The organism is Actinosynnema sp. NPDC059335, assembly GCF_042752395.1.
In the GTDB taxonomy this organism is placed as follows: domain Bacteria; phylum Actinomycetota; class Actinomycetes; order Mycobacteriales; family Pseudonocardiaceae; genus Actinosynnema.
On record NZ_JBHYXZ010000013.1, the window covers coordinates 14,407 to 36,948 of the forward strand.

19 protein-coding genes, 1 pseudogene and 1 riboswitch are annotated in these 22,542 nt (G+C 75.1%); of the genes and pseudogenes, 8 read left to right on the plus strand and 12 right to left on the minus strand.

The window, feature by feature from the left end:
* Positions 1–104: 104 nt before the first annotated feature.
* Positions 105–629, minus strand: coding sequence for a hypothetical protein (locus ACFXGA_RS06430; RefSeq protein WP_378084839.1), 525 nt, complete (start codon positions 627–629; stop codon positions 105–107).
* 190 nt (positions 630–819) lie between these two features.
* Here ACFXGA_RS06430 and ACFXGA_RS06435 point away from each other — a divergent pair, with 190 nt between their 5' ends.
* Entirely contained in the window at positions 820–1,056 is a 237-nt protein-coding gene (locus ACFXGA_RS06435) for a heavy-metal-associated domain-containing protein (protein ID WP_378084840.1), read from the plus strand.
* An 8-nt stretch (positions 1,057–1,064) separates the two neighbouring features.
* On the opposite strand, the gene ACFXGA_RS06440 is transcribed toward ACFXGA_RS06435, so the two are convergent.
* Complete coding sequence (locus ACFXGA_RS06440; protein ID WP_378084841.1) at positions 1,065–2,465, minus strand: PLP-dependent aminotransferase family protein; 1,401 nt, start codon at positions 2,463–2,465, stop codon at positions 1,065–1,067.
* A 63-nt stretch (positions 2,466–2,528) separates the two neighbouring features.
* On the opposite strand from ACFXGA_RS06440, the gene ACFXGA_RS06445 reads away from it, so the two are divergent.
* Complete coding sequence (locus ACFXGA_RS06445; protein WP_378084842.1) at positions 2,529–3,686, plus strand: trans-sulfuration enzyme family protein; 1,158 nt, start codon at positions 2,529–2,531, stop codon at positions 3,684–3,686.
* Between the two features lie 32 nt (positions 3,687–3,718).
* Here the strand turns inward: ACFXGA_RS06445 and ACFXGA_RS06450 are convergent, their stop codons facing one another.
* The gene (locus ACFXGA_RS06450; protein ID WP_378084843.1) at positions 3,719–6,028 is read right to left on the minus strand and encodes a M4 family metallopeptidase; all 2,310 of its coding nucleotides are present in this window, start codon (positions 6,026–6,028) and stop codon (positions 3,719–3,721) included.
* Between the two features lie 435 nt (positions 6,029–6,463).
* A pseudogene (locus ACFXGA_RS06455) lies at positions 6,464–7,490 on the minus strand (LacI family DNA-binding transcriptional regulator).
* A 243-nt stretch (positions 7,491–7,733) separates the two neighbouring features.
* Here ACFXGA_RS06455 and ACFXGA_RS06460 point away from each other — a divergent pair.
* The 3 genes from ACFXGA_RS06460 to ACFXGA_RS06470 all read left to right on the plus strand — a co-directional run bounded on the left by ACFXGA_RS06460 (position 7,734) and on the right by ACFXGA_RS06470 (position 10,466).
* Positions 7,734–9,407 (plus strand): sigma-70 family RNA polymerase sigma factor, encoded by a 1,674-nt coding sequence (locus tag ACFXGA_RS06460; RefSeq protein WP_378084844.1) that lies wholly within the window; start codon positions 7,734–7,736, stop codon positions 9,405–9,407.
* 226 nt (positions 9,408–9,633) lie between these two features.
* Positions 9,634–9,990 (plus strand): STAS domain-containing protein, encoded by a 357-nt coding sequence (locus ACFXGA_RS06465; protein ID WP_378084845.1) that lies wholly within the window; start codon positions 9,634–9,636, stop codon positions 9,988–9,990.
* An 86-nt stretch (positions 9,991–10,076) separates the two neighbouring features.
* The gene (locus tag ACFXGA_RS06470; RefSeq protein ID WP_378084846.1) at positions 10,077–10,466 is read left to right on the plus strand and encodes an ATP-binding protein; all 390 of its coding nucleotides are present in this window, start codon (positions 10,077–10,079) and stop codon (positions 10,464–10,466) included.
* 10 nt (positions 10,467–10,476) lie between these two features.
* On the opposite strand, the gene ACFXGA_RS06475 is transcribed toward ACFXGA_RS06470, so the two are convergent.
* The 3 genes from ACFXGA_RS06475 to ACFXGA_RS06485 form a co-directional block, all read right to left on the minus strand.
* Entirely contained in the window at positions 10,477–12,147 is a 1,671-nt protein-coding gene (locus tag ACFXGA_RS06475) for a serine/threonine-protein kinase (RefSeq protein ID WP_378084847.1), read from the minus strand.
* A 28-nt stretch (positions 12,148–12,175) separates the two neighbouring features.
* The gene (locus tag ACFXGA_RS06480; RefSeq protein WP_378084901.1) at positions 12,176–12,502 is read right to left on the minus strand and encodes an MmcQ/YjbR family DNA-binding protein; all 327 of its coding nucleotides are present in this window, start codon (positions 12,500–12,502) and stop codon (positions 12,176–12,178) included.
* Positions 12,503–12,623: 121 nt separating this feature from the next.
* The gene (locus ACFXGA_RS06485; RefSeq protein WP_378084902.1) at positions 12,624–13,949 is read right to left on the minus strand and encodes an FAD-dependent oxidoreductase; all 1,326 of its coding nucleotides are present in this window, start codon (positions 13,947–13,949) and stop codon (positions 12,624–12,626) included.
* Positions 13,950–14,050: 101 nt separating this feature from the next.
* Between ACFXGA_RS06485 and ACFXGA_RS06490 the strand changes: the two genes are divergently transcribed.
* Positions 14,051–14,887, plus strand: a complete 837-nt coding sequence (locus ACFXGA_RS06490) for a helix-turn-helix domain-containing GNAT family N-acetyltransferase (protein ID WP_378084848.1) — start codon at positions 14,051–14,053, stop codon at positions 14,885–14,887.
* Between the two features lie 137 nt (positions 14,888–15,024).
* Positions 15,025–16,281 carry a VanZ family protein gene (locus ACFXGA_RS06495; protein WP_378084849.1) on the plus strand — a complete coding sequence of 419 codons (1,257 nt, stop codon included), beginning with the start codon at positions 15,025–15,027 and terminating at the stop codon, positions 16,279–16,281.
* Here ACFXGA_RS06495 and ACFXGA_RS06500 read toward each other — a convergent pair.
* The gene (locus ACFXGA_RS06500; RefSeq protein WP_378084850.1) at positions 16,193–16,852 is read right to left on the minus strand and encodes a hypothetical protein; all 660 of its coding nucleotides are present in this window, start codon (positions 16,850–16,852) and stop codon (positions 16,193–16,195) included. The two genes, ACFXGA_RS06495 and ACFXGA_RS06500, sit on opposite strands and share 89 nt — an antisense overlap.
* Positions 16,849–17,706, minus strand: coding sequence for a hypothetical protein (locus ACFXGA_RS06505; RefSeq protein WP_378084851.1), 858 nt, complete (start codon positions 17,704–17,706; stop codon positions 16,849–16,851). Before ACFXGA_RS06505 ends, ACFXGA_RS06500 begins: the two co-directional genes overlap by 4 nt.
* Positions 17,707–17,859: 153 nt before the next feature.
* Positions 17,860–17,946: riboswitch (ZMP/ZTP riboswitch) on the plus strand.
* Between the two features lie 28 nt (positions 17,947–17,974).
* Here ACFXGA_RS06505 and glyA point away from each other — a divergent pair.
* Positions 17,975–19,231: a serine hydroxymethyltransferase gene (gene glyA, locus ACFXGA_RS06510; protein ID WP_378084852.1), complete on the plus strand. Its 1,257-nt coding sequence runs from the start codon at positions 17,975–17,977 to the stop codon at positions 19,229–19,231.
* On the opposite strand, the gene ACFXGA_RS06515 is transcribed toward glyA, so the two are convergent.
* The 3 genes from ACFXGA_RS06515 to ACFXGA_RS06525 all read right to left on the minus strand — a co-directional run bounded on the left by ACFXGA_RS06515 (position 19,207) and on the right by ACFXGA_RS06525 (position 22,421).
* Positions 19,207–19,968, minus strand: a complete 762-nt coding sequence (locus ACFXGA_RS06515; RefSeq protein ID WP_378084853.1) for a Clp protease N-terminal domain-containing protein — start codon at positions 19,966–19,968, stop codon at positions 19,207–19,209. The genes glyA and ACFXGA_RS06515 overlap by 25 nt on opposite strands.
* A gap of 90 nt (positions 19,969–20,058) precedes the next feature.
* Positions 20,059–20,982 (minus strand): prolyl aminopeptidase, encoded by a 924-nt coding sequence (pip, locus tag ACFXGA_RS06520; RefSeq protein WP_378084854.1) that lies wholly within the window; start codon positions 20,980–20,982, stop codon positions 20,059–20,061.
* A gap of 77 nt (positions 20,983–21,059) precedes the next feature.
* A complete protein-coding gene (locus tag ACFXGA_RS06525) occupies positions 21,060–22,421 on the minus strand; it encodes a pyridoxal phosphate-dependent aminotransferase (protein WP_378084855.1) in 1,362 nt (453 codons plus the stop codon).
* Positions 22,422–22,542 lie beyond the last annotated feature (121 nt).

Consider the following 22,542-nt stretch of genomic DNA (forward strand, 5'->3'; position numbering starts at 1 on the left):
GCCGCGGGCGGCCGTCTCTGTTTCACGTGGGGGGGGGGGGGGGCCCCCCGCCACACCCGCCGCCGCCCCCCCCCCCGCGCCCGGGAGCCGCCCGCGTGGCGGCGTCACCGGCCGGCGGCCGCGGTGCGGGGGAGCGGGCCGATGTCGGAGTGCCTGCCCGGGCGCAGCGCGGCGTGCCGCTGACCCGGTCCCGGCCCGGTGCGCGCGGCCAGCGCGTCGGCGACCAGGCCGGTGGCGAACGCGTACACGGTCTTGTGCAGCACGTCGACCACCAGTTCCGAGCGGGGCCAGGTCTGCGGCGGCGCGCCGACGCCCGTGGCGTTCTCCAGGACCTGGTCGTTGCTCAACCGCACCACCGCGAACATCGCCGACGCGACCGGGCCGCGCACGCCCGCGTTGGCCATCAGCGAGCGCACGACGCCGAGCATCGCGGCCTGCCCGACGTGCATCGGGAGGTTCAGGGCGCGCGACCTGCCCTCCGCCGCGCCCGTCAGGCGGGCCAGCACCCGGCCCGGCACGTGCGAGTCGGGTCGGCCGGTCAGCCGTTGCTCGACCTTCTCCCCGATCGTCATCACCACCGCCCCGACCGTCCCGGCGACCAGACCCTGGCGTAGCGAGCGCATCAACATCTGCCGGGAGTACCCGTTGGGGGACCGTTCATGTCCCCGGCGGTGGCGACGACCCGCGCAGGTCGCCTTCCCTTCGCGCGACGCCGGTGGTCCAGGGAACGGGCAATCTGCGAGAGGCGCCGCGGACGTCGGCCCCGCTAGGCTCGGCCTCATACCCCCGTAGGGTATGGAACCGGAGGAGCCGAGTCGCATGTCCGAGAAGCAGGAGACGCCCGCCGCCGCCCGGGCGGAGCTGGAGTTCGTGGTCCGCGGCATGAGCTGCGAGGGCTGCGCGGCCACCGTGGCGAACGCGGCCCGGCGGGTGCGCGGCGTCACCGAGGTCAGGCTCGACCCGGACGCCGCCACGCTGCGCGTGCTGGGCACGACCGACGAGACCGCGGTCAAGGCGGCGGTCGGGGACGCGGGGTACACGCTCGAACGCGTGTGACGCGCCCGCTAGACCGACAGCGACGGCACGAGCGGACGGCGGGTGGACTCCGCGGCGAACACCCGCCACGCCGTCGCGAGCGCCGCGACGGCGGCGCCGATCACCGGCGGTTCGGCGGTGAACGGCAACCGCAGCCGGTCGGCGCTGCGGCCGGTCGGGTCGAGCGAGCCGCCCGGCAGCACGGCCACCCCGTGCCGCAGCGCCACCTGGGCGTACGAGGCCGCGTCCGCGCCGGGCAGCCGCACCCACAGCGTCTGACCGCCCTCGGCGGGCGTGAACTCCCACTCCGGCAGCTCCGCGCGCAGCCGCGCGCACAGGTGGTCGTGCTGCCGCCGCAACGCCTCCACGCGCTCGGCCCGCACGGCCGCGAAGTCGGCCAGCAGCTCGACCGCCGCCACCTGGTCCAGCACGGCGCTGCCCAGGTCGTGCACCGCCTTGAACCGGGCCAGCCGGGCCACGAGCGCCGCGTCGGCCCGCACCCAGCCGACCCGCAGGCCGCCCCACACCACCTTGCTCAGCGAGCCCACGGTGATCGCGCCGGGGGTGGGCGGCGCGGCCGGGGCGCCGGTGAGGTCCAGCTCGGCCAGCGCCTCGTCGAACACCAGCGGCACGTCGCCGGCCGACCGCGCCAGCCGCGCCCGCGCCAACGGGCTCAGGGACGTGCCGGTGGGGTTGCGGAACGCGGGCATCGCGTACACCAGCGCGGGCCGGCGCCGCGCCAACGCGCCCGCCAGGTCGTCGTCCGCCCGCACCACCGCGCCGACCTCCCGGAACAGGTCCAGCGCGCCCGGGTACGTCGGCGCTTCCACCAGCACCTCGTCGCCCGGCCGCACGAGCGCGCGCGTGAGCAGCGCCAACGCCTGCTGCGCGCCCGTCGTCACCAGGATCTCGCCCGCGGTGGTGGGCACGCCCAGCTCCCGGTAGCGCGCGGCGAGCGCCGCCCGCAACGCCGGGTGCCCGGACGGGTGGTACCCGAGATCCGCGCCGCCCACCAGGTCGAGCGCCCGGCGGTGCGCCTCGACCAGCCTCCGGGGCGCCTCCAGCGGTCCGGCGCAGGCGAACTGGAGCACCCCGTCCGGCGGTTCCAGCAGGTTCACGAACATCGGGTTGGCGGTCTCCTCGCGGGCCGCCGCCGCGCCACCACCGGGTGACACCCACGTGCCGCTGCCGCGCCGCCGGGTCAGCCGCCCCTCCTGGCGGAGCAGGTCGTAGGCCGCGATCACGGTCGTCCGCCCGACCGCGAGTCCCGCGGCCAGCGCCCGGTCCGGCGGCAGCACGGTGCCCGAGGGCAGCAGCCCCTCGTCGATCAGCTCGCGCAGGCGCGCGGCGAGCAGCAGGTACAGCGAGCCCCGGCCGGCCGACCAGCGGCCGAGCCGTCCCGCCAGGTCGTCCACGGAGATTGGCTTCATGAGAAGACCAATCTAGCGGGATTGGACCTACAGCCACACCGCTTGTCGACGCATGCTCGGTCCATGCAACCCGACACCCGCGTCGTGCACACCGAGGTCCCCGCGCTGACCAGCACGCCCCTGTCCGTGCCGCTCTACCAGACCTCCGGCTTCTCGTTCACCGACCTCGACGCCTTCGCCGACGGGATGACCAGGCCGGACGGCGCGTTCGTCTACACCCGGTTCGGCAACCCGACGGTCCGGGCGCTGGAGGACGCCGTGGCCGGCCTCGAAGGCGGCACGGCCGCGCTGGCCACCGCGTCCGGCATGGGCGCGATCAACGCGGTCCTGCTGGCCCACCTCGCGGCGGGCGACCACGTGATCGCCCAACGCGCGCTCTACGGCGGCACCCTCGCCCTGCTGGGCGACCTCGAACGGCGCTGGGGCGTCACGGTGACCTACGTCGGCGGCCACGACCCGGAGGAGGTCCGCGCCGCCCGGCGACCGGAGACCAGGGTGCTCTACCTGGAGACCATCGCGAACCCCACCGGGCACGTCAGCGACCTGCCCGCGCTCGCGGAAGCCGCGGGCGACGACGTCCTCACGGTCGTGGACAACACGTTCGCGTCACCCCTGCTGTGCCGCCCGATCGAGCACGGCGCGGACGTCGTCGTGCACTCGGCCACCAAGTACCTCGGCGGGCACAGCGACGTGACCGGCGGCGTGGCGGTCTTCGCCGACGACGACCGGTACCGCGAGACCTGGCGCCACTCGGTCGAACTCGGCGTCACCCCCGACCCGTTCGCGGCCTGGCTCACCCTCCGCGGCCTGCGCACGCTGGCGTTGCGGGTCCGCGCGCACGAGCGCAACGCCGAAGTCCTCGCCCGGCGGCTGGCCGGGCACCCGGCGGTGCGCGCGGTGCACTGGCCGGGCCTCGACACCCACCCGAGCCACACCGTCGCCAAGCGGCTCCTGGACGGCTACGGCAGCACGTTCTCCTTCGACCTGGCCGACGCCGAGGCGGGCCGCCGGTTCGTCACCGCGCTCGAACTGGTCCGGCTCGCGCCGTCGCTGGGCGGCCCGGAGACGCTGGTGCTGCACCCCGCCAGCACCTCGCACCGCCAGTTGGACGACGGGCAGCTGGCCGCCGGCGGCATCACCGGCGGCACGATCCGGCTGTCGGTGGGCATCGAGGACGCCGACGACCTGTGGCACGACGTGTCCCGGGCCCTGGACCGCTGACCCGGCCCCGCGACCGGGTCGGCGGCGGCCGATCAGCAGGCGCCCCCGTCGCGCCACACGGCCCACGAGCCGGGCGCGCCGGGTTCCGCGCCGGTCGAGTACCAGGTCGAGGTCCACCGGTGCGCGTTGTGCGAGACCACGTCGTCCGGCACGTAGGCCCGGCTCGCGCTCCACGCGGGCAGCCCGGCGCAGCCGCCCGGCGTGCCTTCCTCGACGGTCAGCGCGTACGTGACCGAGTGCGACACCGCCGGACCCGCCCCGGTGACCGTGACCCGGTACGTCCCCGCCGGCGTGCCGGCGGCCGTCGTGATCGTCAGCCGGGACGACTCGCCCGACGTCACCGTGGCCGGCTCGAAGGTCGCCGTCGCGCCGGCGGGCAGGTCGGAGGCGGACAGCACGACCTTCTGCCCGTCGCCGGACGTGGTCGTGGTGGTCACCGCGGCCGTCACCGCGCCGCCCGGCCGGGTGGCGCCCGCGGTCGGGTCGAGCCCGACCGCGAAGTCGTCCGCCGGCGGTTGGCCGCCGACCGTGAGGAGGTAGGTCACCGTGTGGGCGGTGGACCCCTCGCCCCGCACGGTGATCGGGTACGTGCCGGGCGCGACGGCGGACGTCGTGGCCACGGTCATGGTCGAGGACCCGCCGGAGGTCACCGACGACGGGCTGAACCGCACCGTCACGCCGGCCGGCTGACCCGTCGCGCCGAGCGCCACGGTCTGCGGGTCGCCGGACGTGGTGGTCGTGCGGACCGTCGCCTGGGCCGTCCCGCCCGGCTCCACCGCGCCCGACGCGGGGTCGAGCGCGAGGGTGAAGTCGTCCACCGGCGCGGCGACGCAGGTCGGCTCGCCGAGCTGGGCGGGCAGGCTGATCGCGTTCCACGCGGCCTTGACCGCGGCGAACTGCCGGCACGTCGGGTCGAGGTTCTTCGCCGCGGTGAGGGTCGCGACGCGGTACCGGAAGTGCGTCATGCCCGAGGTCTTGAGCAGCATGGCGTTGTAGAACACCCGGCCCGCCGCCTGGATGCCGATGCCGGTCACGGTGGAGCCGTCGCACGTCGGGCTCGCCGCCGAACCCTCGGCCAGCAGGTGGAACCAGTGGTTGAGCGGACCGGCGGCGGCGTGCACCTCGGTGCCGGGGATGGCGCTGGACCAGCAGTTCGGGTGGCCGCCGACGGCCGACGGGTTCGCCATGTTGCGGATCGGGCCGCGGCCGAAGAGGTTGACCGACTCGCCGACCAGGTAGTCCGGCGTGTCGAACGGCGCGGGCTCGTTGGCGTACGCCTCGGTCAACGCGCCGAAGATGTCGCCGGTGGCCTCGCCGAGCCCGGCCTCGCGGGCCGCGCCGCCGGGCGTGTACTGGTCGACGGCGTGGCCGTGCTCGTGCGCGACCACGTCCATCGACGCGATCCACTGGTTGGCGTTGTTGCGGCCGATCTCGATGTGCCGGCCGGTCCAGTAGGCGTTGACCGCGTTGAGGCCCACCTTGACCGTGACGCCGCGGCCGTTGCCGTCGATCCCGTCGCGGCCCAACCAGGACCGCATCATGTCCCACTGCTTCTGGGTGGACCAGAGCACGTCGGCGCACCCGGTCTCCTTGCTGGTGGCGTTGCCGTTGCCGAAGGCGTTGGTCGACTTGGTGAACGGCTGGTTCGTCGCGTAGTCCACGCAGCGCAGGCCGGGCCGCGTGTCGTCGACCGTGCTGTTGTTGCTGGTGTCGAGGGACAGCGGGTTGGGGCCGTTCCACTGGCTGGTGCCGGTGCCCGCCCGCGCGTCGTCCAGGCTGCCCTCGACGGCCCCGGTGCGGGCGTTGACGTACACGTGCAGGCGGCTCGGCGCGCCGTCCACGCGCCCGGACACGACGGTCTCGTAGACCAGGGTGCCGCGCCCGCCCGCCAGCACGGACAGCGTGGAGCCCTCCACGCGGTCCACAACGGACAGTTGGGAGCGGGCGACGGCGGCGGCGCGGGCGGGCGTGATCGTCGCGGTCGGGTCGACCGACAGGTCGTCCACCGGCGCGGCCACCGTGTCCAGCACCGTGCCGGCCGCGTCCGTGGCGACCACGGCGTCACCGCCGATGACCGGCAACCCCCGGTACGTGCGGTCGTAGGAGACGTAGAACAGGTCTTTCCGCCCCGGGACGCCGCCCTGGTAGACCGCTCTGCGCCGGAACACCTCGTGCGGGCCCTTGGCCAGGGCGTCCAGCCCGGACGCGGCGGCCCGGTCGGCCGCGTCGACGGCGAGCGCGACGGGGCTCGCGGGCGGCGCGGGCGCCGCCTGGGCCACCACCGGCCCGACGGGCAGCGCCGCCAGGAACGCGACGAGGTGAATGCCGATTCTGCGTTTCACGCCAGCTCCTCAGGCAATGCAGGGAAATCCCGAGTGGCGGCCTCGATGGACAACTCCTGTCTAGCGCCCCGACCGAGCCCCGATCGAGCTTTGACCGTTGCCAGAGGGAAATCGGCGAAAAGAATCCGGCCATAACGTCGTGGTCATCTGTTCTCCTTTATAGCGCCATTCGCGCACCCGGTGAGGGTCGGTGCCACGCCCGCCGGAACGCGTGGTCACGCGGTGGGGAGGGCACGACGGTGGGGTAGCGGTGGTCGTTGTCCCGGAGGGGAACAGGACTCGCGTTGTCGCGGTGGCCGGAAGTCGACCGGGTAACCGGATCGAATTTGTCCCGGATGATCCGCGAAGTCCCTTTCGCGTAGAAGTGGCCGGGCGTGTTCCACGGCCGCGTTGGAACAGCCGGGATCATCGGGCGGAACAGTTCGGGCGCGGGCGTCAGGCGGGCGGAGCGGTGCTCTCGCGCACGACGAGCGTGGTGGCCAGCTCCACGCGGGTCTGGGCCGGCGTGCCGCCGCCGGCGAGGGTGAGCAGCATCCGGGCGGCCGTCGCGCCCATCTCGGTCAGCGGCTGCCGCACCGTGGTCATCGGCGGCGTGCACCAGCGGGTGTTCTCGATGTCGTCGAACCCGACCACGCTGAGGTCGTCGGGGATGCGCAGCCCCAGGCCCCACGCCGCGGCGTAGACGCCGAGCGCCTGGAGGTCGTTGCCGCACAGCACGGCGGTCGGCCGGTCCGCCCCGCCCAGCAGCTCGCGGCCCAGCTCCAGGCCGTGCTCGAAGGTGAACCGGCCGGCGCGCACCAGGCGCTCGTCCAGCGGCGTCCAGCGCGGCCCGGCAACCCTCCAGCCGGGCGCGGGCGCCCAGCGACCGGGACGGGCCGCTGATCACGGCGATGCGCCGGTGGCCCAGGTCGAGCAGGTGCCGGGCGGCGGTGATGCCGCCGGTCCAGTTCGTCGCGCCCACCGACGGGACGGGGTGCAGGGGCTCCCCGGACGGGTCCAGCGCCACCAGCGGGATCGCGCTGGCCTCCAGCAGCGCGTGCTGCTCCGGCGTGAACGCCGAGTACACCGCGAGCACGCCGAGCGGGTGCCGGGCCAGCAGCTGCTCGGCCCAGGACCGGCCCGGCGCGGTCGGCTCGACCACCTCGGTGAACGCGACCGCCAGCTCGTGCTCGCGCGCCACCGGCTCGACGCCGCGCAGGATCTCGATCGCCATGTGCCGTTCCAGGCCGTAGAACACGACTTCGAGCAGGGCGGCGGGCGCGATGGCGTCCGGCCGCCGGTAGCCGTGCTCCCGCAGTAGGGCCTCGACCCGCTGCCGCGTCTCCGAGGCGACGCCCGCCCGGCCGTTGAGCACCTTGGAGACGGTCGGCTTGGACACCCCGGCGAGTCGGGCGATCGTCGCGACCGTCAGCTCGCCCCGTCGCCGGCCCCGTCGTTGGCCGTCCGCGATGCTCCCCGCCACGGCCGCAGTGTACGGAAACGGCGACCCCGGCCCGGTCCTGCTCGCGCGCCGCGGCCCGCGGTCGCCGGTTCGGGGTGCCGAAGTCCCGTGGTCGGCGGAACGGATCGACCGGATCGGCGGAACGCGGGAACGTTGAGGTCTTCCCGCTGCGCCATAGAGTGCATCGGTGTGTGCTCCGGTTCGGCCGTTCTATATCGTCCGCACCGAAATCGCTCACCTACCGTGCTGGGAGGTAAACGTCCGGTGATCGGGCATCCCGACGAGCACGATCTGGAGCGGTGGGCGACCGCGGACATGGCGGCGCTGCGCGACGACCTCGACCAGGCGCTCAACCAGGACGCCCCGTCCGGGCCGTCGCGCAGTTCCTCCGCGCCGTCCCGGTCGCAGTCGGACGCCGAGCTGATCGAGGCCGTGCGCGGCGGGGAGATCCAGGCGTACGGGCAGTTGTTCGAACGCCACGTGCGCGCGGCCCGCAACCTGGCCCGGCACCTGTCCTGGTCGACCGCCGAGGCCGAGGACCTGGTGTCCGACGCGTTCGCGAAGGTGCTCGACGTGCTGCGCGCGGGCGGCGGCCCGGACTCGGCGTTCCGCGCCTACCTGCTCACCGCGGTGCGGCACACCGCCTACGACAAGTCCCGCCGGGACCGCAGGCTCAAGCTGGCCGACGACGTGGAGGCCGTCTCCGGCGTGGAGAAGGTCACCACGGTGCCGTTCCACGACCCGGCCGTGGCGACGCTGGAGCGGTCGCTGGCCACCAGGGCGTTCGCCAGCCTGCCCGAGCGCTGGCAGACCGTGCTGTGGCAGACCGAGATCGAGGGCCAGTCGGCGTCGGAGCTGGCGAAGCTGCTCGGCCTGACCGCCAACGGCGCGTCGGCGCTGGCCTACCGGGCGCGCGAAGGGCTCAAGACGGCCTACCTCCAGGCGCACCTGGAGCACAGCCCCACCGACCGCTGCCGCGCCACCGTCCTGAAGCTCGCCGCGTGGACCCGGGGCGGCCTCACCAAGCGGGAGACCGCCCAGGTGGAGGCGCACCTGGACGAGTGCGCGACGTGCCGCGCGATGGCCGCGGAGCTGGCCGACGTCAACGCCACGCTGCGCGCCTACGTCGCGCCGCTGGTGCTCGGCGCGGGCGTCGCCGGCTACCTGGCCGCCACGGCGGGCGCGGCGAAGGCGGGCACGGCGGTCGCGGGCGTGGTCGCCAACTCCCTCGCCACGACGACCGCGAAGTGGCTGGGCGCGGCGGCCTCGACCACCGCGGTGGTCACCGCGGTGGTGGTAGGGCTGAACACCGCGCCGCAGGCGATCTCGCCGCCGACCGCGGTGCCGACCCCGGAGGCGACGGTCGAGGGGACGTCGGTGGTGGCCCCGGTGGTGGTCCCGGAACCGTCGTCGGACCCGGTGCCCGACTTCGGCGGGTCGTCGGTGACCACGACGCGGGCCGTGGAGCAGCCGCCCGCTCCGGCCGCGCCCGTGGCGACCACGACGGACGCGGTCGCGCAGCCCGTGGCCGAGCCGCTCGAACCCGTCGTGCCCGAGGGGGTCGCCCTGTCCACCGGCGGGCCGCCCACCGAGCTGCCCATCACCGTCCGCAACACCGGGGCGACGCCCCTCGCGCCCGCCACCCTCGTGGTGACCCTGCCCGAGGGCGTGCAGGTGGTGGGGCCGGGGAAGAACCTGCGGGCCGGGCCGGCGCTGCGGTTGGACGGCGCGGCGCAGTCGAGGGTGGGGTGCCCGGCGGGCAAGGGCACGATCACCTGCACGGCCGGGGCGGAGCTGCCCCCCGGCGGCTCGGTGACGTTCGTGTTCCGGCTGCTGGCGGGCCCGAAGGCGGTCGCCGGCGCGATCAGCGGCACGGTCACCGCCGGCCCCGGCCGGTCCGCGCCGGTCCACGTGCCGGTCGAGGTCGTGCCCAGGTAGGCCGTTTCCCCCACCGCCCGAGGGGTACCCCCGGCAGAACGGGCCGAGGTGGGCCCTGGTGGGAACGGGCGTGACCCTCCCGGACGCCCGGTTCCCGCGCCGGATCGTGGACCACGCCCACCGGGGCGCGGGTGGCGGACACCCGAGCGCCCTGCCGGCCCCGGCTCGTCGCGAGCCGTTCCCGCGCCACGCGGGTCCGCGGACGACCTGAGAGGGGAGGCGATGAGTGACGCCCGACCACGAGAAGCACGGTTCCCGTGCCGGGTTCACCTGCGAGTGCCGGACCGCCGAGGGCACCACGGTGATCACGCTGGCCGGCGAGATCGGCGTCCGGGCGGCCGACCACGTGCAGGACTGCCTGGTCGGCGGCGGGCTGGGACCGGAGCGGGTCCGGCTCGACCTGGGCGGTGTGACGTTCATGGGGGTGGCCGGGCTCGCGGTGCTGCTGCACGCCGCCGACCTGTGCCGCGACCAGGGCATGGACCTCACCCTGGTGGCCTCGCCCGCGGTCGAGCGGGTGGTCGGCCTGGTGGACGCGCCGGCCGGGCTGGTCGACCACGTGATCCGGGCGGACCCCCGGTGAGGCGGCGGTCACGGTTGGCCGGCGCCCGGGAGGGGAACCCGTGCCCTGCGGCGGAGGGGATTGCCTAGTGCTGGAAGGCTCGCGTTTTGGATGTCGTCCGACCACCCGTTGACCCCGTCGACTTCGACCTGGAGTGCGGGGCCACGTCGGTGCGCCGCGCGCGGAGGTGGATCACCGGGAACGTCCTGGACCTGGACCAGGCCAAGCGGCTCGACCTGCTGCTGATCGCCGACGCGCTGGTGACCAACGCCTTCGAGCACGCCGGCTCGCCGCGCCGGTTGCGGCTGAGCCGCCGCGGCGACCTGCGGGTGGTGCGGGTGGAGGTGCTCGACGCCAGCCCGGAGCTGCTGCCCGTGCTCGGCAGGCCGGGCAGCCTGCGGCACCGGGGTTTGCGGCTGGTCAACCGGTTGGCGTCGCGCTGGGGCGTGGATCCCCGGCCGGAGTACAAGTCCGTGTGGGGCGAGGTCGTCGCCTGACCGCGGCCGGTCAGCCTTCGCCGTCCCGGCCGCCTCCGCGTTTGGGGTCGCCCTTCTTGTCGCCGTGGCCCTTGCCCTTGTCGTCGTCGTCCTCGTCGATGCGTTGGGAGGACACGACTTCCTCGGAGTCGATCAGCGGGGTGCCGTCCTGCACGACCAGCCGCAGCCGGCGTGACTCGCGGACCCGGCCCTCCCGCCCGGTGTAGTCGAGGCCGACGGTGACGGTGCCGTCGCCGGACGCGGTGGGCGGGGAGCTGACGGTGAGGTCCTTGACGTCCCGCCAGGACTTGTCGTACTGGCGGCGGTCCTGCGCGCGGAGGCCGGGGCCCAGCCGTTCCCACGCCTGTGCGGTGTTCCTGGGCAGCAGGGCGTAGTACTCGGCCACCGCCTGTTCCAGCCGGGCGGGGGAGGGGGTCGGCGGCGCGCTGCTCGGCGGCGGGGTCGCCGAGCCGGTCGTGGCGTCGGGTGACCGGTCGTCGGCCGTGAGCGCGATCGCCGCGAGCACCAGCCCGACGACCGCCGCCGCCGCGACCGCGATCACCCCCACCCGTCCGCGCTTCGACGGCGGGGGAGTGAGGGCGGCCGGGTGTGCGAGCGCGGTGCGGGGCGGCGCTGTCGGCGGTGGCGCGGGGTACGCGTCCGCCGGGTGCGGGGCCAGGGCGGTGCCGTGGGGGCCGGTGTGGTGCGGGACGGGGGCGGCGGCAGGCGGGCCGGTGTGGTGCGGGGCGGAGGCGGTGTCGTGCGGGCCGGCGTGGTGCCCTGCCGGGAAGTCCCGGTGCGGTCCGGTGCCGTGCGGCGCGGGCGGTGGCGGGGTGTCGGCCGGGTGCAGGTCGAGCCTCGTCGCGGTGGGCCTGGAGGGTGCCGCGGCGGCGGGCCCGGTCGTGGCGAGGGCGCGGAGGCGGTCGGCGACCACCGCCATGGTCGGCCGGCTCGTCGGGTCCGTGCGCAGCAGCTCCAGCAGCACGCCGGTCAACGGTCCCGCCTGCGCCGGCGGCGCGAAGCGGCCCGCGGCGACGGCGTGCAGCAGCGCGATCGCGTTGTCCCCGTCCCCGAACGGCGGCCGCCCCTCCACCGCCGCGTACAGCGTGGCCCCGAGCGCGAACACGTCCGACGCGGGCCCCGGCTCACCGCCGCGCGCCACCTCCGGCGAGAGGAACGCGGGCGTCCCGGCCAGCAGTCCGGTGCGGGTGACCGTGACGTCGCCGACGGCGCGGGCGATGCCGAAGTCGGTGATCTTCGCGGTGCCGTCGTCGGTCAGCAGCACGTTGCCCGGCTTGACGTCCCGGTGCACGATCCCCGCCGCGTGCGCCGCCGCCAGCGCGCCGGCCACCTGCGCCCCGACGGCCACCGCCTCCGCCGCCGGCACCGGGCCGCGCGCGATCCGGTCGGCCAGGGTCCGGGCGGGCAGGTACTCCATGACGAGCACCGGCCGGCCGTCCTCCTCCACGACGTCGTGCACGGTCACCGCGTTCGGGTGCTGCAACCGGGCCGCGATGCGCGCTTCCCGCGCCGCCCGGCCGATCGCCTCGACCGGGTCCACGCCGTCGGGCACCACGAGCTGCTTGAGCGCCACCACGCGGTCGAGCCGCTCGTCCCACGCCTGCCACACCACGCCCATGGCGCCGGCCCCGACCCGTGCGCGCAGCCGGTACCGACCGGCCACCAGGTGCCCCGCGTCCACCGCCGACGCCTTGCCCGCCCGGCGGCCGTCAGCCGCGCGCCGGGTCGGGCACCCGGGCGACCAGTTCCTCCGGCGCGGTGAGCCGCCACGCCTCGAAGACCAGCTCGGCCAGCTCGTCGGCCTCGATGCCCGCCAGCCGCACGACGACCCACCCGAACCCGCCGGAGGTGAACTGCTCCTCGAAGACGTCCGGCCGTTCGGCCACCAACGCCTGCTGCTCCGACAGCAGCTGCTTCAACCCCACCGTCTGCGTGCGCGGCCAGTAGTAGCCGAACTTCCTGCCCCGCACGCCGAACGAGCTGTGCCGCTCGCCCTCGGAACGCTCGACGTCGACGAGCCCGTTCACGATCCGCATGAACTGCTCACTGCTCACTGCCACCGCGGCCCCCACAGAAGTCTCGGCCGCACAGTCTAGTTCTCACCCCTCGGCGGCACGGACCCGAGGGAACCCCGAGGGAACACCGTGCCGCCGAGGGTCACACCGCGCGGGTTCGACGCCGGGCCTCCGGCGCGGTGAGCGTCAGATCCGCGACGCGCGGCACGCCGCAGCAGCCGCCCGGGGACGCCTCGGGCCCGCCGTCGAAGACTCCGGAGCCGCCGCAGACCCCGGTCTCGGGCAGCGTGAGTTCCGGGCGCGCCGCGGCGTCGTGGTCGCCGGCGATCTCCGCGACGACGCTGCGGACCTGTTCGTACCCGGTCAGGGCGAGGAAGGTGGGCGCGCGGCCGTAGCTCTTCATGCCGACCAGGTACACGCCGGGCTCGGGCTGGCGCAGCTCGCGCGCGCCGTGCGGGCGGACCGTGCCGCACGAGTGCGCGTTCGGGTCGATCAGCGGCGCCAGCGCCGTCGGGGCCTGGAGCACCGGGTCCAGGTCGAGCCGCACCTCGGACAGCCACGAGTGGTCCGGGCGGAACCCGGTCAGCGCCACCACCTCGTCCACCGGGTCGAGGCGCCGCCCGTGCCCGGACACCAGGACCAGGCGGTCCCCGGCGCGCTCGACGGCCGCGGTGCGGAACCCGGTGACGACCTCGACGTGCCCCGCCGCGACCGCGGCCCTCGCCCTCGCCCCCAACGCGCCGCGGGCGGGCAGCTGGTCGGCGTCGCCGCCGCCGAAGGCGTTGCCGACCGCGCCGCGGCGCAGCAGCCAGGTCACGTGCGTGCCGGGGCGCCGGTCGGCCAGGTCGGCGAGCGCCACGAGGGCGGTCAGCGCGGAGTGCCCGCTGCCCGCCACGGCGACGCGCCGGCCCGCGTACCGGTCCCGTTCGCCGACGACGTCCGGCACGCGGTAGCCGATCCGGTCCGCCGCCTCCCGCTCGCCGACGGCCGGCAGCCCGTCGCCGCCCAGCGGGTTCGGTCCGCCCCAGGTGCCGGACGCGTCCACCACGGCCCGCGCGGTGATCCGCCCGCCGCCCTCGACGTGCACGGTCAGCGGTTCGCGGTCCCGCCCCTCGTCCACGACCCGGTCACGGCCCCGGCGGGCCACCCCGACCACGCGGGCGTTCAGCCGGACGTGGTCGCCCACCGCGTCGGCCAGCGGCCCCAGGTACGCCGACGCCCACTCCTCGCCGGTCGGGTAGCCGTCGGGCGCGCGCCAGCCGGTCGGCTCCAGCAGCCGCCGCGCGGCGGGGTCCACCAGCTCGGACCACGGCGAGAACAGGCGCACGTGCCGCCACTGCGCCACGGCCGCGCCCGCCCGCGCGCCGGCTTCCAGCACCAACGGCCGCAGGCCGCGTTCCAGCAGGTGTGCCGCCGCGGCCAAGCCGACCGGACCCGCGCCCACCACGACCACCGGGAACTCGTCCACCACGATCCCTCTTTCATCGGTGTTTCTCGATTGAACGAAGCGCAATTTATCGAAGGGCGTAGATGAAAGCAACCATCGGTGTCGGTCGATAGACTGGGGTCATGACGACGACGCTGCCCGCCGTGGGCCTGGCCGCCGAGGACGCCACCACCTACGCCGAGTGGTTCGCCTGCCTGGCCGACCCCACCCGCGTGCGCCTCCTGCACACCGTGGCGACCCACGCCGGCGAGATCACCGTGGGCGCGCTCACCGAGGCCGTCGGCATCAGCCAGTCCACCTGCTCCCACCACCTGCGCAAGCTCGCCGACGTCGGCTTCGTCCGGCTGCGCAAGGAGGGCACCGCGACGCTCGTCTCGGTCAACCCCGCCTGCTGCACCGGACTGCCGCACGCCGCCGACGCCGTCATGGGCACGATCGTCACCCGCCCGTGCTGCCCGGTCGACCTGCCCGCGGACGTCGCCGTGCGCGCCATGACCGACGCCGACTGGACCGACGTGCGGCGCGTCTACGCCGAGGGCATCGCCACCGGCAACGCCACCTTCGAGACCGAGCCGCCCTCCCGGCGCACGCTGGAGGCCAAGTGGCTGCCCGACCACCGCTGGGTCGCCGAGGTCGACGGCCGCGTCGCCGGGTGGACCGCCGCCACGCCGGTCTCCACCCGCGAGTGCTACTCCGGCGTCGCGGAGACCTCCGTCTACGTGGGGGAGGGGTTCCGGGGACGGGGCGTGGGCAAGGCGTTGCTGCACCGGCAGGTCACCGCGGCCGACGCGGGCGGGCTGTGGACGTTGCAGACGGCGATCTTCCCGGAGAACCGGGCGAGCATCGCCCTGCACCACTCGGCGGGCTACCGCACGGTCGGCGTCCGCGAGCGCATCGCCCGGCACCACGGCGTGTGGCGCGACACCGTCCTGCTCGAACGCCGCACGACCGCCGCCTGACGCCCGGGTCCGTCCACAGGGGACGGTCGCCCGGCCCGGGGCGGCCCCCGGCGTGATCGGCGGCGGAGCGGCGCGGGGTGCCACCCGAACAGGTGACCGGCGGGCGGAGGCCGGGCGCGCGGCCTAGCGTGGCCGCCGTGTCGGTGCGGCTGAGCGAGTCGATCATCACGTTGGTGCTGTTCGCGCTGCTGGTGCCGGTGGCGGTGCTGCCGTGGGTGCACCGGCAGTACCGCCGCTACGGCCAACTGCGCGGCTGGTCCGCGGTCGTGGCGGCGGGCGGCGCGCTGTACGCGTGCGGCCTGGTCGCGTTCACCCTGTTCCCGCTGCCGGACGTGACGGGCGGGTTCTGCACGGGCCGCGCGCTGCGCCACTACTGGCAGCTGCGGCCGTTCGCCTCGCTGGACGACATCGCCGCCGCCGGGCACTCGTTGACCAGCCCCGCGTTCCTCCAGGTGGCGCTCAACGTGGTGCTGTTCGTGCCGCTCGGATTCCTGCTCCGCTACCGGTTCCGGCGCGGCCTGCCGGCCTCGACCGCGCTCGGGCTGCTCGTGTCGCTCGCGGTGGAGGTCACCCAGGGCACGGCGGTGTTCGGCCTGTACCCCTGCCCGTACCGGATCGCGGACGTGGACGACCTGATCACCAACACGGCGGGCGCGGTCGTCGGGTGGCTGCTCGCGTGGTCGGTCGGGCGGCGGCTGCCCGCGGCGGTGCCGGAGCCGGTGGCCGACACCGGGCCGCCGGGCCTGGTCCGCCGCGGCCTGGCGTTCGCGGGCGACCTGCTCACCCTGGCCCTGGCCCAGTTCGCCTGCCGGGCGGTGCTCGTGCTGGTCGGCGAGGGCACTGGGACGCCCCGGCTCACGGACCTGGCGACCTCGGACTGGTTCGGCGCCGCGCTGGGCGTGCTGGTGCCGGTGGTGGCCGCGGTCGTGGTGCCGCTGCTGCGCCGGGACCGGGCGACGCCGGGCCAGATCACGTTCAACCTGGCCCTGGCCGACGCGCGCACGGGCGGGGTCGCGCCGGCCCGCGCGGTGCTGCTGCGGTTCGCCCTGTGGTGGCTGCCGGTGCTGCTGCTGATCTCGTCCGGCCACTCCGGCGTGGTGCTCGTCGTGGCGGTCGTGCTCGGCCTGGCGGCGCGCTCGCGCGGCGACCGGCGCAGCCTCCTCGGCCTGGTCTCCGGCACCGTCACGACCACCCGCCGCGCCGTCGAACACCCGGGGTTCGCGAAGCCCTCGGCACCGTCGGAACTCCCGGTGCGCGAAGCCCTCGGCGCGGTCGGAGCCGCTGGTGCGCGAACACCTGGCGCGGTCAGAACGCCTGGTTCGCGAAGCCCTTCCGGGCCGCCGCGGACAGGAACGACTGCCACGCCGCGCTGCTGGTGTGCGGGTCGCCGGTGATGCCCAGCCGGGACTTCGCGGTGGTGAACGCGCTGGTGGTCAGCGGACCCCAGATGCCGTCCACCGCGAGGCCCGAGCTCATGAAGTTGTTGCACAGCGCCTGCACGAACTTCGTGTCGCTCTCCGACCCGGTCACGCAGCGCACCGGCAGGCCGCCGAAGTCGCTGTGGATGTGGTCGGCGTGGTCGGCGTTGTACCAGCCGTCCAGCGCGAACCGGAACCGCCGCCGGCACACCGCGTCCACCGCGAGGTAGCGGCGGCGCACGGCGAGCGTGCCGGACGCGTGGTCGCGGTCCAGCGGCGACGACACCTGCCCGCCGCTCCACCGGACGTGGTCGAGGTCCATCGCCGTGCCCGAGCCGTGCTCGCCCGGCTTGTTCACGTAGAAGCCCGCCGACACCAGGTACTGGATGCTGCCGTACGCCGACGACAACGACCGCAGGTCCCGGATCCACAGCACCAGGGAGTCGTAGAACGCCTGCGTGGCCTGCCAGTTCCGCAGCGTCGTGTTGCCGCGACCCGACCGCCAGTAGTAGACGGGCGTGCCGTCGATGCGCTGGAACGTGATCATCGGGCCACCTCCGCGGTGACGAGCCGGCCGCCGGCGAGCCAGCCGGTCCGGGAGCCCGCGACACCCAGCGCCTTCGCGTCCCGGGGCACGGCGGGGCTGGTCCGGTCGGCGTCCAGCACCCCGGTCAGCGGGGTGGCGTCGACCACCTCGTTGCCGACCCAGTGCACGCGGCCGCCCACCGAGGCCAGGCCGCGCACGGCGACGCCGTCCAGGCGGGGCAGCGCGGTCCACGTGACGCCGTCGCGCGAGGTGTGCAGGACGGTGCCGGCGAGGTCGACGGCCGCCACGACCCACCCGTCGGCGGTCGCGGTGACGGCGGTCGCGGACAGGCCGTCGGTCCACTCCAGACCGCGGACGGGCACGGTGTGCCAACCCGACGCGGTGCGACGGGCCGCGATGCGGACCACCGACGCGCGCTCGTGCTTGAGCACGGAGCCGAACGCCAGGCCGCCGCCGACCGCGGTGAACGCCGAGCGCACGCCGTGCAGCCGGCGCGCCTCGCGCCACCGCACGCCGTCGGCGGACTCCCAGATCGTGGCGGTCGGGTCGCCGCTCACCGCGCCGACGGCGTGGTAGGCGCCGCCGGAGCCGGTGACGTCCACCAGCTCCGCGCCGGCCAGGCCGTCGGTGATGCGGACCGAACCGCGTTCGTCGGCCAGCACCCACCGGCCGTCCTGCTCGGTCATCATGGAGGGGGTGCCGTCGGGCGCGAGGAGCACGCCTGCGGCCTTGCGGGGGTTGTCGTCCGCCGCGGCGCCCGGTCCGGGGGCCGCGGCCGCCTGGTGGGCCGGTAGTGCGCCGGTGAGCGCCGCGGTCGCGGTCGCACCCAGCACGAACGTTCGCCGATCGAGCACGTCAGTCCTTTCGGGGGCAGGGGGAAGTGCTGACGTGGCACAGGGCCGGTTGGAACTTTTCCAACCCACAAAGTATGGGTGGCCGCGCCTTCCGGCAATGGCCCGTTCCGCCCAAAAACCGCGAAAACCCCGCCGGCGGGCCGGTGTACGATTCCCGGTGTTCGCGACTGGCGTGCCGAGGGTGGGATCGACCACCGGGGAGCGTTGAGCCGAATCGCACCGCGCGCCTGGGTGCTCCGGCAGCGCCCCCGCGCGCGTGGAGGTCGTCGTGCACGAACCCGCACTCCCGTCGTTGACCGGCTCCGACCCCGAGGTCGCCCGCCTGGTCCAGGCCGAGGCCCGCCGCCAGTTCGAGAAGGTCCGCCTGATCGCCTCGGAGAACTACGTCTCCACCGCCGTGCTGGAGGCCACCGGCACGGTGCTGACCAACAAGTACTCCGAGGGCTACGCGGGCCGCCGCTACTACGAGGGCCAGCAGCTCGTGGACCCGGTGGAGGAGCTGGCGGTCGCCCGGGCGAAGGCCCTGTTCGGCGTCGACCACGCCAACGTCCAGCCCTACTCCGGCTCCCCGGCCAACCTCGCCGTCTACCTGGCGTTCCTCGACCCCGGCGACGCGGTCATGGGCATGGCGCTGCCCGCCGGCGGCCACCTCACGCACGGCTGGGGCGTCTCGGCCACCGGCAAGTGGTTCCGCGGGGTCCAGTACGGCGTGGCCAAGGAGACCGGCGTGGTCGACCTCGACCAGGTCCGCGACCTCGCCCTCGCCGAACGCCCCAAGGTGATCTTCTGCGGCGGCACGGCCATCCCGCGCACCATCGACTTCCCCGCGTTCGCCGCGATCGCGGCCGAGGTGGGCGCGGTGCTCGTGGCCGACATCGCGCACATCGCGGGCCTCGTCGCGGGCGGCGCGCACCCGTCACCCGTCGGGCACGCCCAGGTGATCACCACGACCACCCACAAGACCCTGCGCGGACCGCGCGGCGCGATGATCCTCACCGACGCCGAGCACGCCAGGGCCGTCGACAAGGCCGTGTTCCCCGGCCTGCAGGGCGGCCCGCACAACCACACCACCGCCGCCATCGCGGTCGCGCTGGGCGAGGCGTCCGAGCCGTCGTTCGGCCTCTACGCGCACGCCGTCGTGCAGAACGCCCGCGCCCTGGCCACCGCGCTGCTCGACCGCGGCTTCGACCTCGTCTCCGGCGGCACCGACAACCACCTGGTGCTGCTGGACCTCACCGGCAAGGGCATCGGCGGCAAGCCCGCCGCCAGGGCCCTGGACCGGGCCGGCATCGAGGCCAACTACAACACCGTCCCGTTCGACCCGCGCAAGCCGTTCGACCCGTCCGGCGTCCGCCTGGGCACGGCCGCCGTCACCACCCGCGGCCTCACCGGGGAGCACATGCCGCGGATCGCCGAGTGGATCGACCGGGCCGTCCGGTCCGCCGACGACGTGGACGCGCTGGACCGCATCGCCGCCGAGGTCGCCGACCTCATGGCGGGCTACCCGATGCCCGGCTGGGCGTAGCGCACCACGTCGGCCAGCCGCGCCACGTCCGCCCGGAACGTCTCGTGCCGGAGCGTGACGTGGTCGGTGGTCGCCGGCAGCTGGTCGGCGGGCAGCACCGCCCCGTCGACCAGCACCGGCACCACCGGCACCGAGCGCTCCGCCGCCCGCTCCACCTCGGCCCGCATCACCTCGGTCGGCGCCCAGTCGGGCCCGACCACGGCCAGCAGCACGTCGCACTCGCCGACGTCGCGCACCACCGGCCGGCCGATGTCGTCCAGCCGGTCCGCGATCCGCCCGGCCAGGTGCAGGTCCTGCGGGTGCCGGTAGCTGAGGAACAGCCGCGCGGCCCGGGGCGACAGGTCGATCCCCACCAGGGCGGCGAACGCCCGGTCGCGCACGTCGGCCGGGTCGATCCCGCAGCGCGCCAGCACGTCCAGCGCCACGCCCTCGTCCTCCGCGAGCACGCCGAGCAGCAGGTGCTCGGTGCCGACGTGCCGGTGCCCCAGCGCCAGCGACTCGCGCACCGCCGACGCCAGCGCCCGCTTCGCGCCCGGCGTGAACGGCAGCCGGCCGGGCACCGGCAGGATGCCCCGCCCGTCCACCGCCAGCACCCCCGTCCGGCACGCCGTCGGCGACAGCCCCGCCGACGCCAGCACCGACGCCGCCGCGCCGCCCTCGCCGACCAGCCCCAGTAACAGGTGCTCGGTGCCGATCGCGGTGTGGTTGAACCCCCGAGCCTCTCGCAAGGCGATCACGGAGACCCGTCGCGCGCTCTCGGTGAACCGTTCCACGTCGACCCTTCGACCTCGTGCGGTAATCACTCCATCGCACCGAGTTTCCGGGTGTTACCGGAATTTGTCAGCAGCCCTCCGCCGGGCCTCGGTCATCGCGTCGCCGCCGCCGTGCGCGGTCTCCGGGACGAGGATCAATTCCGCGTCCGGCCAGGCGTGCGCGAGGTCGAACGGAGTCCCGATCAGATTTCCCAGGTCGAGCACTCCTTGAACGATTACGCCCGGGATGCCCGCGAGCTTCCACGCCTCCTCCAGCACGACCCCCTCGGGCAACCACGAGCCGTGCGCCCAGTAGTGCGTGACGAGCCGGGCGAACGCGAGCCCGTGCTCCGGGTTGTCGAAGCGCGTCCCGCCCTGCGAGAGGGGCTGCAACGCGTCCTCCCACGCGCACCACTCCGCCGCCGCCCGGCGGTGCACGGCCGGGTCGGGCGACAGCAGCAGCTCCAGGTACGCGGCCGCGGGGTCGCCGATCGGCGCCAACTCCCGGAACCGGGCGTGGGCCTCCGGGAACATCGGGGCCAGCCCCGTCGTCAGCAGGTCGGTCTCCGCCCGCCGCCCCGTGGCCACGCCCGCGTGCACCATCTCCGACACCCGGTGCGGGAACCGCTCCGCGTACACGAGCCCGAGCACCGAACCCCAGGACGCGGCGAACACCAGCCACCGGTCGATGCCGAGGAACCCGCGCAACCGCTCCAGGTCGTCCACCAGGTGGTCGGTGGTGTTGGCGGACAGGTCCACCACGGGCAGGCCCGCGTGCGGCGTGCTGCGCCCGCACCCGCGCTGGTCGAACAGCACCACCCGGTAGGCGTCGGGGTCGAAGTAGCGCCGGGCGCGGGGCGTGCACCCCGAACCCGGCCCGCCGTGCAGCACCACGGCCGGTTTGCCGTCCGGGTTGCCGCACACCTCCCAGTACACGCGGTGCCCGTCGCCGACGTCGAGCATCCCGTGGTCGTACGGCTCGATCTCCGGGTACAGCACGGCCTACCTCCTCACGAGATACAACAGTGCTGTTACATTAGGCCGGCCGGTCCCCGGGACGAACCGGATTTCCCGCGTCAGGCCGGTCGGATGCTCCTGAGGTACCGGCACATCCGCTCCACCGCCGCGACCACCCGGTCCCGGTCGAGCGCGGTGAAGCAGAGCCGGAAGTACCCCGGCCGCCGGCAGCTCAACGTGGTCCCGGTCAGCAGCGTCACCCCCGCGTTGGCGCGGATCGCGCCCCACAGCGCGGTCTCGGGGTCCTCGGCGCGCCCGTCGCCGAACAGGGCCGCGGCGGACCCGGCGGGCGGGGCCAGGGCCAGGAACTCCCGCAGGTCCAGCCAGAAGAACTGCGCGGAGTTGGCGAAGGGCTGCCGCACGTACCGGATGTCGTGCACGTCCAGCACGCGGGCGACCGCCTCGAACGACTCGGTCAGCCGCCGCCGGTAGGCCCGCATCGCCCGGTCCCAGAAAGCGCCGCCCTCGGCGGTGAAGACGTCCCGCGTGAAGAAGTGCTTGAGCGAGTCGTACGTGCTGAACCACGCCTGCGAGGTCCGCCGCCTCGCCTTGTCGCCCAGCATCACCTCGCGCACCCACCTCGACCGCGACACGACGAACGCGGCGCGGAACCCGGACAGGCCGAAGTCCTTGGCGAACCCCCACACCACGTGCACGCGTTCGGGCGCGTACCTCGTCGCCTCCAGCGCCAGGGCGCTGACGAACGGCGTCGACGTGGCCTCCAGCTGGGAGTGGCAGTACATCTCGTCGGAGATGACGTGCAGGTCGGGCTTCGACAACGCCCACCGGTACACGTCCTCCAGCAGCGCCGGCTCGTAGTTGTAGCCGAGCGGGTTGTGCGGGTTGGTCAGCACCAGCAGCCTCGGCTTCGGCTCCGGGGCCTCGTCGTAGGCGCGGGCCAGGTCCGCCACGGTGAGCCGGAAGGTCTCCTCGTCGGCCAGGGCCACCGGACGGCTGTGCAGGCCCGCCTCCTGGTCGAAGCACCAGTAGAACCCCTGCCAGCACGGCGCGGGCAACAGCACCGAGCTGCCCCGCGGCACCGGCCCGCCCTCCTGTTGCAGCCCCAGCGCGACGCACGTCAGCGCACCCGACACCCCGGCCGCGCCGAAGACGTGCTCGGGGGAGATCTCGGCCCCGAGGCTGCGGCCGAGCCGTTCCGCCGCCAGCCCCCGCAGCTCCGGCGTGCCGTACGCGGTGACGTACCGGATGCCCTGCTCGGGCAGCACCGGCAGCCGGCCGAACACGACGTCGCGCAGCTCCGGGTAGACCAGCACGTTCTCCGCGACGGACAGGTCGTCGGGCGCCGGCAGGCCGCGTTCGGCGAGCAGCTCGCGGCCCAGGATCGACCGCTGCTCCTCGTCGGGCACCAGGGCGAGCGCGTCCAGGTCCGCGGCCGTGAAGTCGAACGGATCGCTCGTCATGCCCACCTCTCGGGTCGGGAGCCCTCGCTGGCATACAAGCAGCCGGCACGCCCCCGCCAGGGCGGGCCGGCCGCACTCCACCCGGTCGGGGACGGCGATGTCGTCCGACCGTTGCGCGCCG